The 12,250-nt window shown below is 42.8% G+C and carries 13 protein-coding genes; 4 read left to right on the forward strand and 9 right to left on the reverse strand.

Going from position 1 to position 12,250, the window contains the following annotated elements; genetic code table 11:
- Positions 1 to 47: 47 nt before the first annotated feature.
- Complete coding sequence (locus ACRRSW_RS11760) at positions 48 to 527, reverse strand: GAF domain-containing protein (protein ID WP_432453054.1); 480 nt, start codon at positions 525 to 527, stop codon at positions 48 to 50.
- A gap of 3 nt (positions 528 to 530) precedes the next feature.
- On the reverse strand, positions 531 to 794 hold the full coding sequence (locus tag ACRRSW_RS11765; RefSeq protein WP_432453053.1) for a YebG family protein: 264 nt from the start codon (positions 792 to 794) through the stop codon (positions 531 to 533).
- Between the two features lie 203 nt (positions 795 to 997).
- Here ACRRSW_RS11765 and ACRRSW_RS11770 point away from each other — a divergent pair, with 203 nt between their 5' ends.
- The 4 genes from ACRRSW_RS11770 to rsmF are packed head-to-tail and all read left to right on the forward strand — an operon-like array spanning position 998 to position 6,163.
- The gene (locus tag ACRRSW_RS11770; protein ID WP_432459428.1) at positions 998 to 1,531 is read left to right on the forward strand and encodes a paraquat-inducible protein A; all 534 of its coding nucleotides are present in this window, start codon (positions 998 to 1,000) and stop codon (positions 1,529 to 1,531) included.
- A gap of 40 nt (positions 1,532 to 1,571) precedes the next feature.
- The gene (locus tag ACRRSW_RS11775; protein WP_432459429.1) at positions 1,572 to 2,117 is read left to right on the forward strand and encodes a paraquat-inducible protein A; all 546 of its coding nucleotides are present in this window, start codon (positions 1,572 to 1,574) and stop codon (positions 2,115 to 2,117) included.
- Complete coding sequence (locus ACRRSW_RS11780) at positions 2,110 to 4,719, forward strand: MlaD family protein (RefSeq protein ID WP_432459430.1); 2,610 nt, start codon at positions 2,110 to 2,112, stop codon at positions 4,717 to 4,719. Before ACRRSW_RS11775 ends, ACRRSW_RS11780 begins: the two co-directional genes overlap by 8 nt.
- 16 nt (positions 4,720 to 4,735) lie before the next feature.
- The gene (gene rsmF, locus ACRRSW_RS11785; protein ID WP_432459431.1) at positions 4,736 to 6,163 is read left to right on the forward strand and encodes a 16S rRNA (cytosine(1407)-C(5))-methyltransferase RsmF; all 1,428 of its coding nucleotides are present in this window, start codon (positions 4,736 to 4,738) and stop codon (positions 6,161 to 6,163) included.
- Positions 6,164 to 6,435: 272 nt separating this feature from the next.
- Here rsmF and ACRRSW_RS11790 read toward each other — a convergent pair whose 3' ends face one another.
- The 7 genes from ACRRSW_RS11790 to acpP all read right to left on the reverse strand — a co-directional run bounded on the left by ACRRSW_RS11790 (position 6,436) and on the right by acpP (position 12,192).
- A complete protein-coding gene (locus ACRRSW_RS11790) occupies positions 6,436 to 7,215 on the reverse strand; it encodes a TatD family hydrolase (RefSeq protein ID WP_432459432.1) in 780 nt (259 codons plus the stop codon).
- Complete coding sequence (locus ACRRSW_RS11795) at positions 7,209 to 8,144, reverse strand: DNA polymerase III subunit (RefSeq protein WP_432459433.1); 936 nt, start codon at positions 8,142 to 8,144, stop codon at positions 7,209 to 7,211. Before ACRRSW_RS11795 ends, ACRRSW_RS11790 begins: the two co-directional genes overlap by 7 nt.
- Positions 8,145 to 8,157: 13 nt before the next feature.
- Positions 8,158 to 8,790 (reverse strand): dTMP kinase, encoded by a 633-nt coding sequence (tmk, locus tag ACRRSW_RS11800; protein WP_432459434.1) that lies wholly within the window; start codon positions 8,788 to 8,790, stop codon positions 8,158 to 8,160.
- Positions 8,791 to 9,780, reverse strand: coding sequence for an endolytic transglycosylase MltG (gene mltG, locus ACRRSW_RS11805; RefSeq protein ID WP_432459435.1), 990 nt, complete (start codon positions 9,778 to 9,780; stop codon positions 8,791 to 8,793).
- The gene (gene pabC, locus ACRRSW_RS11810; RefSeq protein ID WP_432461115.1) at positions 9,773 to 10,555 is read right to left on the reverse strand and encodes an aminodeoxychorismate lyase; all 783 of its coding nucleotides are present in this window, start codon (positions 10,553 to 10,555) and stop codon (positions 9,773 to 9,775) included. Before pabC ends, mltG begins: the two co-directional genes overlap by 8 nt.
- Before the next feature lie 80 nt (positions 10,556 to 10,635).
- The gene (gene fabF / locus ACRRSW_RS11815; protein WP_432453042.1) at positions 10,636 to 11,880 is read right to left on the reverse strand and encodes a beta-ketoacyl-ACP synthase II; all 1,245 of its coding nucleotides are present in this window, start codon (positions 11,878 to 11,880) and stop codon (positions 10,636 to 10,638) included.
- A 75-nt stretch (positions 11,881 to 11,955) separates the two neighbouring features.
- Positions 11,956 to 12,192: an acyl carrier protein gene (gene acpP, locus ACRRSW_RS11820; protein WP_016403339.1), complete on the reverse strand. Its 237-nt coding sequence runs from the start codon at positions 12,190 to 12,192 to the stop codon at positions 11,956 to 11,958.
- Between the last annotated feature and the right edge of the window lie 58 nt (positions 12,193 to 12,250).

A 12,250-nucleotide genomic window follows, 5' to 3' on the forward strand; every position in this document is an offset into this window, starting at 1 on the left:
GATAGGGCTGATTTCGGCTATTATAGTGAGGGTATATTGAAAAGCCATTAAAAATGCACTTCTGATAAGTTATTTTCTAGCTCTTTAACTAAATACTCGATACCAATTTGATCAGAATCGTCGAATCGTGAAAGCTGTGGGCTATCGATATCAATCACTCCTATCAGTCGACCATTTAGATGAAACGGGACCACGATTTCCGACGCGCTTGCGCCATCACAAGCAATATGGCCGGGAAACTGGTGGACGTCGGGAACACAGATAGAGCTTTGTTTGGCGAAGGCTTCTCCGCAGACACCTTTGCCCACAACAATGGAGCTACAAGCTGGTTTTCCTTGAAAAGGACCTAACAACAATGTGTCGTTGCTTTGATTAATGAGATAGCAGCCGACCCAATTAATATGCTCTAACTCCATCCATAACAAGGCCGAAAAATTAGCCAAATTAGAAATATAGGGTAAATCTCTATCAAGCAAGGCTGAAATTTGCTTGGCGAGGGTTAGATACCTGCTAGAAACTTGCTGCAAGCGCTATTCCTCTTCTGCTTCAATCATTGATTCCGAAAACTCTTGGCCTTTTAATAACTGTTGCACCGCATTACGTTGCAAAGACAAGAAGTAACCTAGGTTTTCAGCTTGCGCCTCACTCATTTTAGGATCGGCATGTTTCACTAATAAAGTAAGCTGATCGGCGACATCTAACATCTTGTCGTAACTGTCGGCTTGTTTTTTTGAGCTAAAAGTCATTTTTTCTACACCGTTACGTTCGACGACATATTTAATAATTACAGCCACGGCTGCCTCCATCTACTGTTTTTATGTACAGGTTATTATGCATCATCAATCACAAAACTACTAGAGAGAAAAATTATGCAGTATTCTGTAGCTTAGTTGAGCTAATATACATAACTATGAATTCTTTAGAAATATCAAAGCTGTCCATTTGCCCTAGCTGTGACTTGTTGCTCGAAAAGCAGCAACAATGTAAGGCTGGCCAAGTGACCACTTGTCCCCGCTGTGACCAGGTGTTATTTCGTGGTTCTTCGCTTCGTTTTTCAAGTCAACTAGCGCTTTCTTTAGCCTGTTTAGTCATGGTTATTCTCGCCAATACCTACCCGCTACTCAGCTTCACAGTATTAGGGATCCCTAACTCAGCAAACATACTGCGTGGCACGGTATTATTGCTGGAGCATGGGCATTATTTAGTCGGCTTTTGTGTTTTTCTTGCCAGTTTTATTGCGCCAATCTTACTTTTTAGTTTAATTTCTTACACGTCTTTTAGCCTCGCAATCGCTTGGAAATCGCCCGGTTTGGCTACCGCGCTGCACTTTCAAGACGACTTAATTGATTGGAGCATGATCGAAGTGTATATCGTCAGCTTTTTAGTGGCCTTAGTTAAACTGGTTGATTTTGCAGATATCCACCTAGGTTACGGGCTATGGTGTATTTGTACCACCTTGTTTTTGTCCACTTATTTGGTTCAACGCTATCGAGCGGCTGATTATTGGGATCGTTATGTTCACATCAGCTAAACAACTCGGTTTAAAGTTATGCAGGCATTGCGAATTAACGATGCCAGTTGAACAGGCGACTTGTCCACGTTGTCATATGCCAGTGCATAGTCGATTACCGAATAGTTTACAGCGCTGTTGGGCTTTCGTTATCACCGCTACCATCGGTCTATTCCCTGCGAATTTATTACCGATTACGGTGCTGACTACTCGGGGGGCTCCGCAATACGAAACCATTATGTCGGGAGTCGCTTCATTGATTAAAGATGACATGGTCGGAATTGCCATTGTGGTTTTTGTCGCCAGTATTGTTGTTCCGGTCATGAAACTCATCGGCTTAGCGGTCATATTATTAAGCTTACATTTCCGTTTTAACTTAACTAACAAGCAACGTATTGTTATTTATCGGATCATCGACATTATAGGTAAGTGGTCAATGTTAGATTTATTTGTATTGTCGATTATGATCGCGGTATTTGAGCGTAATAATTTGGTTGGCGTGGAAGCGGGTGCAGGGGCAACTGCCTTTGGTGCAGTGGTGCTATTGACCTTATTTGCTGCGAAGTCTTTCGATACCAGACTCATTTGGGATAAAGAAATTGAATAAAATTAGTACCGCAGAGTATAAAAAAGAGCGAATTATTTCTCCCATTTGGCTGCTACCCATTTTGGCTGTATTACTCGGCGGATGGTTACTATTTAAGGCCTGGTCAGAAGCGGGGATAAAAATTGATATTGTTTTCGAAAGCGCCCAAGGCATCACAACAGGTCAAACCCAAGTATTTTACCAAGGGCTCGATATCGGTGTGGTTAAGTCAGTCAAACTGGGTCCTAAACTTCAGGGCGTGGTGGTAAAAGTTGAAATCAAACGCGAAGCAGAAAGTCTTCTTACTAGCGATGCCCAGTTCTGGTTAGTTCGTCCAAAAGCATCAATCACCGAAATTAGCGGTTTAGATGCCTTAGTATCCGGAAACTACATCGAACTAAATCCAGGAACTGGAGAACTTGCCGATCAGTTTGTCGCGCTAAATGAGCCTCCCAATATAGTGCGTGGGGAAGGTTTAAACTTAAAACTAAGTGCCGCTGATTTAGGTTCTTTAAATATCGGCTCCGGTATCTACTATAAAAAGATCAAGGTTGGGGATGTACAGCGATTTCAGCTTAAAAATGACCTACAAGTTGAATTTGACATCTTGATTAAGCCGCAATTTGCACATTTAGTGAAGACTAATTCGCACTTTTGGAATGTAAGTGGTTTTAAAGCCGATATCTCTCTGGACGGGATGCAAATTAGCAGTGAAGGTTTAGCCAGTGTTATTACGGGCGGGATCAGTTTTGATAGCCCCCCGGATTCTCCTGTCGCAGTCAAGGGTCACCAATTTAAACTTTTTAATAACTTGCAAGAGGCCCATCGCGGCAAAGTCATTGAAATTACCATGGCAAAACAATATGGCCTGATTGCGCAACGTAGTAAATTGCTCTATCGCGGCGCTGTCGTCGGTTTCATTACTGAGATAAACACTAACAGTAGCCAAGATGATTTTGTGGCCAAAGCTCTAGTTGAACCCAAGTACGAAGGGCTGTTTAACCAGAGCACACAACTGGTACTAATTAAACCGAACATCAGTCTTAAGGGGTTCAAAAATATTGATGCTTTGATCGGTGCAAAACAAATTGAAGTCTATAGCGACCCCTCCCCTCAAGAACTACAAAATAGCTTTCGATTATCGCAAACCGTAAAACCACCTTTAGGCAGTAAGTCGTTACGCTTACTAAGCGATAACGTGCGCGATCTTACCATTGGTAGTCCTGTTATCTATCAAGGCCTGAGCATTGGTCAATTAAGTAATATACGTTTAGTTAAGCGTCATTTTGAGATAGATGCCTTTATTGAGCCTGATTATGTATCACTGGTTTCAAAAAATAGTCGTTTCTACTTACAGAGTCCCTTAGCTCTGCGAGCTGACATCAATGGTATTAGTGTGGAAAGTAGTGGCTTAAGTGGTTTTTTAAACACGCCGATTGTCTTAATGCCGGGAACAAGCACCACCGCTTCGACCCAAAAACAATTCACTCTCTACCCAAACCAACAAGCTGCGAAACTTTCTAAAGAGAAATCGCAACCGGCGCTTAAGTTACGTTTAATGACTGAAGAATTGGGCTCACTTGGAGAAGGCTCGCCGGTTCTATACCACAAATTACCGATAGGAAAAGTGAGCCATTATCAATTGGCCGCGAATGGCGAGTTACAAATTGATCTTATCATTGAAGGGCAATATAGACACCTTATCACCAACCACAGCCGTTTTTGGCACGCATCAGGCATCGAAATTCAAGCCAGCCTTGATGGGCTATCAGTGAATAGTGAGTCGCTCAAAAGCCTAATGATTGGCGGAATAAGTGTTGACCAGTTTGATCAATTAGCCAAAGAAACCCAGAGAATAGTCCACAAAGATAAGCAATCTGCGACCAAACGACAACTGACCATCAAGCTGCATAGTCAAGATGCTCAAGGTTTACGCCGGCATATGCCAATAAAATACCAAGGCCAGCAAATTGGAAGAATCGTCGATTTAAGCTTTGACGATTCGCTCAGCGGATTAACCGCAACAGCTGAACTTGATTATCCTTATTATCGTAATTTTGCTCGAACTGGTAGCCTCTATTGGCAAGAGAGTGCACAGCTCAGCCTTTCTTCTGTTAAAAACTTAGACACGCTAGTAAAAGGTGACTTTATCAGTGCCTTACCTGGCAAAGGTCAGCCTAGGCTAGAATTTAGTTTACATAAACAGCAACCCAATACCGATCGTAAGGCCTTGATTGTGTGGCTTAGTGCTAGCCACTTTGGTTCTTTGAAAGTTGGTAGCCCAGTGTTATATAAGCAATACCAGGTGGGTAAAGTCGATGCAGCTAAGTTAAGCCTTGATGGTTCTAAAATCATGGCTAGACTGAAGATAAACTCTAAATATCGTCACTTAGTGAGAGCCAATAGCCTTTTTTGGAATGCATCCGGTATCGATGTGAAACTGGGTTTAAGTGGCGCAGACATTCGAGTGGATTCAATGGAAACACTACTCAGTGGGGGGATTGCTTTTGCAACTCCAGATAAACTGCCCTTAGCGAAAGCAGCCGCAAACGAAGATAAGTTTGAATTGCAGTCCACTTATGATGAAAAATGGCTACAATGGAGCCCATCAATTCAACCTTAACTGAAATCTATTTATTTTGTCGAAAACGATTAACTTTCCCAGCCAGTTCATTTCGCGTATTGAACAAGATCTACCTAACGATTTGAGTTTGGCAAGCTTTAAAGACATATGCCAACAACCTTTGCGCAAGAGTATTCGAGTCAATACTTTAAAAATATCGGTCTCGGCATTTATCAGCCTTGCAGACCAACTTGATTGGCAATTGCAGCCTATTCCTTGGTGTGAACAAGGCTTTTGGATCGATCGTGCAGAAGACAGTGTTTCTTTAGGTAATACTGCTGAACATATGGCCGGGCTATTTTATATCCAAGAAGCAAGCTCGATGTTGCCAGTGAGTGCTTTGTTTAATTTTTACCAAGGACAAGACGACAGCCTCATTTTGGATGCCGCCGCCGCCCCAGGGTCAAAAACCACTCAAATTGCCGCTCAGCTCAACGGTTGTGGCGTCATCATTGCCAATGAGTTTTCAGCTAGTCGAATTAAAGTGCTTAGTGCAAACTTATTACGCTGTGGTGTAAATAACGCTGCTATCACTCACTTTAGCGCGGAAGTATTTGGCCAGTGGATGCCTGAAAAATTTGATGCCATTTTATTGGATGCACCATGCTCTGGTGAAGGCACCTTAAGAAAAGATCCCTTAGCCTTAGAAAACTGGAGTGAACAGCACCTGAGCGAGATCTCCGCCTTACAATTTAAGCTCTTGGAAAGTGCTCTGTTTGCTTTGAAGCCTGGAGGCTTATTGGTATATTCCACCTGCACCCTCAATCGACAAGAAAACCAGCAAGTTATCTCCCGCTTGATGTCTGAATATCCGAAGCAGTTAGCCCCACTTCAACTTGCCGATTTATTTCCCGGTGCTGAGCGAGCCTTAACCGAGGAAGGTTACTTGCATATATGGCCGCAATATTTCGATAGTGAAGGCTTCTTTGTTGCAGCCCTGCGTAAAACAACGCATGGATTGTCAGCAGAGAAAATACAAAAAAATATTAAGGGTTTTACTTACCATAAAGCCAATACCAAACAATACCAAGCGATTAAACGGCACTTTACGGATGGTTTTGCTTTAAGTCTGCCAGAATCCTATAGCGTATTTATAAAGGGCGACAGCTATTGGTTAATCCCCGATACGTTCTTAGCCATAAAGGATGAAATGCGTTTTGAACGAGTAGGTCTAAAGCTTGCCGAATCATTCAAGCAAGGTTTTCGAACCAGCCATGATGCGATCACCAGCTTAGGCGCTTTGATCGGGAAAAATACGGTCACACTTGATGAACAGCAAGCACATCACTTTTATCAGGGAAAAGATATCGCCTACCCAAATAGTAATCGTGGTGAAATAGCCTTAATTTATAAAGACCAAGTGATTGGTTTAGGAAAGTGGATCCGCAACAAGATTAAGAATGCTTACCCGCGAGAATTGGTCAAAGACAAAGGCCTATATTGAGTTTGCAAAGTCAGTGTTGACAGCTAGACTTATACCAATCTGATTCATCATATGAGTAACTTATTGCGCACAATAAATCTGCCGATAACGAGGCATGAAGTGAAGTCACTAGTGACTCTAACTACAGGATACATAACCCAGTTAGCGGTGATTTGGGCCAACAAAAATGAACAGATAATTAGTTAGATTGGAATTAAATGATTATTAGCGCAAGGCTCTTTAAAGAGCCCTTCCCCTACTCTCCACTCAAGGATTAGAGTGGAGATGTCTTTTTAAGGTTTAGCTAAACTAAATAACTCAAAGAAATTATGACTGGTCTGTTCTGCGACTTGCTCAAAACTGATGCCTTTGATATTCGCTAAACACTCCGCTACCACCCGGGTATAGGCTGGTTGGTTCTCTTCACCGCGATGTGGGATCGGCGCTAAGTAAGGACTATCCGTTTCAACGAGAATACGTTCGAGGGGGATCTGCTTAAAGGTCTTTTGTAATTCTTTTGCTGAATTAAAACTAATAATGCCAGACGCTGATATATAAAAACCCATTTCGATGGCCGCGAGAGCCATCTCTAAACTTTCGGTAAAACAGTGTAATACACCGCCACATTGCTCTGCCCGATGCTCAGCCAATAAACGTAGGGTATCGTCTCGAGCATCACGAGTATGCACAATTAAAGGTTTGTTGTATTCAACCGCTAATTGGATCTGCTCAATAAATACAGTCTGCTGTAACTCTTTATGTTTTTTTGCATAAAAATAGTCTAAGCCAGTTTCACCCACAGCAACCACTTTAGCTTGCTGAAGATATTGAGCGAGTAAAGCTTTATCGAAGGCTTGCTCTTGAACATACAATGGATGCATACCACAAGAGGCAAATACATTATCGAATTGTTCGACTTTTTCCATCATCGCCGGAAACTTATCCGGCGAAATAGCAACCGCCAAACAATAATCGACCCCCGCTTGTTTCGCTTTACTTAAAGCATCGGCGACATTGTTATGTTTGCCTGGGTAATCTAATCGGTCTAAGTGGCAATGAGAGTCAACTAACACGAAACGGGTTCCTTAAATCGATTGAATAATGGGTAGAGCTGCTGGCCAAGATTTAAACTTGGAAATGATTCTAGCTGTTTCACCAACAATAACCAATCTTGGTATGCTTTGTTTAAGGTTGAAGCTGATAACTGCTTGACTGGTAATTGTGGGAACAATGCTTGATTAAGTAATCCTCCACGAATACTGCTGCTTAAAGCCAGCGTATGGCCTAACCATGATAGTTGTGCCGGTTGTTTTTGTATTATATCGCCGAGTTTATGTGTTTGACCATGAACCATCTGCTGGTACTGCGTTAAAAACAGCTGTAAATCTTTCAGTGATTGCTGGCGATAAAACTCAGCCATGATTAACGGCGCACCATTACAAAAACGGTGTATCAGCAGAAAATTTTCATCGAGTCTTATTTTTTGTTTCACCAGCCAAGTTTTGACTAACTCAAGTGGTGGAGTTGGAAGGTTAAATGATTGGCAACGACTGCGAATGGTTGGCATCGCTTTAAACGGTAAGTGGTTAATGAGTATGAAAAAGGTGCCATCAACAGGTTCTTCAAGTGTTTTCAATAAGGCATTATTAGAAGCATCGTTGAGTAAGCTAATATCGTGAATAATAGCAACCTTATGTGGCCCGAGGTGACTAGTTTGGCCCGCCCAAGCGCTAAGCTCTCGAATATCATCAAGCTTTGGCTTGTCTTGATTCACCTGATACAAGCCACCATGATTATTCGCCTCAAATACCTGACAGCTATGACAAGCATTACAAGCTTGGTGAGTCTGTTCAGTACATAACAGTGTTTTCGCAAGAAATTGTGCCATTTGCTGCTTGCCCAGGCCTTTCTCTCCTCTTAATAGTATGGATTGAGGAAAGTGCTGTTGTTGTAGCTGTGAAGCTAACTGCTTCCAAATTGGGCCTAACCAGGGCAAACTCATAAATGACTCTCGCTTAGATATTATCTACATATTGGATAAGTATCGCCGTAATGGACGCGGCGACTTGCTCCATGTTTTGGCTGGCATCGATAAGCATGATGCTCTCTTTTTCTGCAACTTGCTGTAGATAAACTTCTCGAGTACGTTCAAAGAAGTTCAAATCTTGCTGCTCGATACGATCGAGCTCTCCGCGCTGGCGGGCTCGACTCAAGCCTAAACTCGGCTCAATATCTAAGTACAAGGTGAGATCAGGTTCAAAATCACCAATTGCAATCTGCTTAATCGCTTTTAGCTTGGCCATTCCCAGCTCTCGCCCGCCACCTTGATAGGCGAGTGAACTTAAGTCATGGCGATCACCGATAACCCAGGTACCGTTCGCTAAAGCGGGACGGATCAGCGTTTCTACCAATTGCGCGCGCGCGGCATACATCAGCAACAATTCCGTACTATCACATACATGTTCGTTTGCCATCCCCTGCTTCACAATGTCTCGTAGGGCTTCAGCAATTGGCGTTCCACCGGGCTCTCGGGTGCTAATAAATGGGATATCACGGTGATTCAGGACCGTTTGAATCGCGCTAACTGCACTGCTTTTACCTGCGCCTTCCAAGCCTTCTATTACAATAAATTTTCCAGGAGTCATCATCTACTTCTTTAAAATGTATTTACGTACAGCACGATTGTGCTCTGCTAGCGATTTTGAAAAATAATGTTCACCACGACCCTTCGCGACAAAATATAAATATTGGGTGTGTTCAGGGTTTAAGGCTGCAGCGATAGCGTCTTCACTCGCCATCGCTATCGGTGTGGGCGGTAAGGCTTTAATTACATAAGTATTATATTCGGTAGCCTCACGTAGATCTTTACGACGAATATTACCATCGTAACGGTCCCCCATGCCATAAATAACCGTAGGATCGGTTTGTAAACGCATGCCTTTATTTAGACGGTTAATAAATACCGATGCAATTCGCGGACGCTCGAATTTTGCGCCCGTTTCCTTTTCAATAATAGAGGCTAAAATAAGCGCGTCATAGGGCTTGGCTAAAGGTAAATGTTTATCCCGTAGCTGCCAATGAGCAAGCAGTGTTTTGTCTAAAGCTAAATAAGCTCGTTTAACAATTTCTTCCGCAGAAGTACCGTGGACGTAAAAATAGGTTTCCGGTAACAACAAACCTTCTAACTTGCTCCGTTCACTGCCCAACCAAGAGGCTAGTTCTTGCTCAGTTTTCGAACTCGATTTGATGCCTTCGGCTTGGTTTAACTTTTGCCAAAATTGTTTAAAGGTTTCCCCTTCAATCAAACTTACTTTCAGCTGCACCACATTACCGCTCGTTAACAACTGACTAAGCGTCGCATAGCTAAGGTGTTTAGCCAGTTGGTAGTGACCAACTTTTATCTTCCCAAATTGTGGATTGAGCTTAATCCAAAACCTTAACCACCAATTGTCTTGCTCGGCATCAGTAAATGCCAAGTTAACCATCTTATAAAAATTATCGCCTGGCTCAACAGCAAGCAATGCCACTTGGCTGCTCCTCTGTTGGTTCCATTGTTGTTCCAGAAAATGTTTGAAACTTATAAAGCCAATGCTTACCAACATGGCTAACAGCATGACGCTAATAAAAAATTTACGCAAAACGAATTACCAACTGTTGAAACCAACGACAAGCATGATGCTCTGTGAATACTCGCTCATTGAACTGTTTTATAGGTGCAAACTGGAGGACGGCATTGCTAATAAAAATTTCATCTGCTGCTGCGAGTTCATCAAGTTGAAATTGGCCTACCTGCCATTTGTAAGGCGAATGATGACAGTGGTCCATCAGAAACCGACGCTGGATCCCTGCGACACCAGCCGTCTTGAGATCAGGACTATATAGCGTATTTCCTTTTAACCAGAATAAGTTAGAAGATACACATTCAATCAAGTGATCAAAAATATCCAGACAAATCAAATCATCAAACTTAGATTGATCCGCTTCCTTGCGCAACATCACTTGTTCTAAACGATTGAGCGTCTTTATGGAAGAAAAGCTACAGCCAGCTGCCAAGCGTTGGCCGGCCACCCCTAAACTTAAGCCATCTTGTTGCCAACATGTATAATGCTCGGGGTAAGCAGACATCGAAATAAGCAGCGTCGGTTCAACTTTGTCTGGAATTGCATACCCTCGCCCACCGACACCTCGGGAAATCAATATTTTTGCAACCGCATGTGGATGCTCAATTCGACTTAATAGTTCTATGTACAGACTATCTAAATCAAGTTGTGGAAATCCCAATTGTTGTTGCGCGGCTACCAGTCTCTGGCAATGGTAATCCCATAGCACAGGTTTGCCTTGAGCAATTAACACCGTGGTGAAAAAACCATCTCCATAGTTTAAACCACGATCATGACTATTAACGTTAACCACTTTCAATTGTGATGCCCCTAAACATAAAAAAGCCTGATATGAACATCAGGCTTTCAATTTTTCATAGTATCGAAGTGAGTTTAATCGTCAACTTTCTTAAATACTAACGAACCGTTGGTGCCACCAAAACCAAAAGAATTGGATAAAGCGTAATCGATTTTAGCTTCGCGTGCTTGACCAACCACATAATCTAAATCACAACCTTCACTTGGGTTTTCCAAGTTGATGGTTGGCGGAGCGATTTGATCTCGGATTGCTAATACAGAAATAATCGCTTCAACAGCGCCTGCGGCACCTAATAGATGACCGGTCATCGATTTAGTCGAGCTAACCAATACGGTTTTAGCATGTTCACCAAATACCGTTTTCACCGCTTGAGTTTCTGCGATATCACCTGCCGGAGTCGAGGTACCGTGGGCATTAATGTAATCAATATCCGCAGCATCAATGCCGGCATCTTTAATCGCTGCTGCCATCGAACGTGCAGCACCATCACCGTCAGCTGGTGGAGATGTCATATGGTAAGCGTCACCACTCATCCCAAAACCAACGAGCTCTGCATAAATCTTAGCGCCACGAGCTTTTGCCGCTTCATATTCTTCAAGCACAATCACGCCAGCGCCATCGCCTAATACAAAACCATCGCGATCCTGATCCCAAGGCCGACTCGCCTTTGATGGATCATCGTTGCGAGTGGATAGCGCTTTGGCAGCACCAAAACCGCCCATACCTAAATGAGTTGATGCTTTTTCAGCACCGCCAGCCACCATCGTATCAGCATCGCCATAGGCGATCATTCTGGCAGCCAAACCAATAGCATGAGCGCCTGTGGTACAGGCTGTCGTAACCGCAATGTTCGGTCCTTTAAGGCCTTTCATAATAGAAAGATGCCCAGCTACCATATTGATAATGGTTGATGGAACAAAAAACGGACTAATTTTACGCGGTCCATTTTTTAAATAATGTTCGTGATTTTGCTCAATTAAGCCTAATCCGCCAATGCCCGAACCAATTGATACACCAATCCGGTCAGCGTTTTCTTCGGAGACTTCAATACCCGAATCTTCGAAAGCCATGATGCCAGCAGCGACACCATATTGAATAAACGCGTCCATTTTACGAGCATCTTTCTTACTCATGAACTGTTCTACATTGAAGTCTTTAACGAGACCAGCAAAACGGGTGGGAAATGCGGATATATCGAAATGCTCAATTGGCCCAATACCACTTTGGCCTGCTTTGAGTGCCTGCCAAGTTAATTCAGCGGTATTACCTACTGGTGATAACGCACCAATACCAGTAACAACGACTCTACGCTTAGTCACTGAAATGCCTCCAAGGGGGGATTTACTTATCTTAGGGGGATGCAAAATGGGCGACCTATGTCGCCCACTTTTTAACTAATCTTGATTATTTAGAACGTAATCAATTGCAGCTTGTACAGTAGTTATTTTTTCAGCTTCTTCATCAGGAATCTCAGTATCAAATTCTTCTTCCAAAGCCATAACCAATTCTACTGTATCTAAAGAATCAGCACCTAGGTCATCAACAAAAGACGCTTCGTTTTTAACTTCGTCTTCACTTACACCAAGTTGCTCAATGATGATTTTTTTAACACGTTCTTCAATTGCACTCATGACAATATTTTTCCTTAGTAATACGCTTCTGCGTTGTTGCGATAGTGTATTCAAACCG

The organism is Agarivorans sp. QJM3NY_25, assembly GCF_050870875.2.
Lineage (GTDB): Bacteria > Pseudomonadota > Gammaproteobacteria > Enterobacterales > Celerinatantimonadaceae > Agarivorans.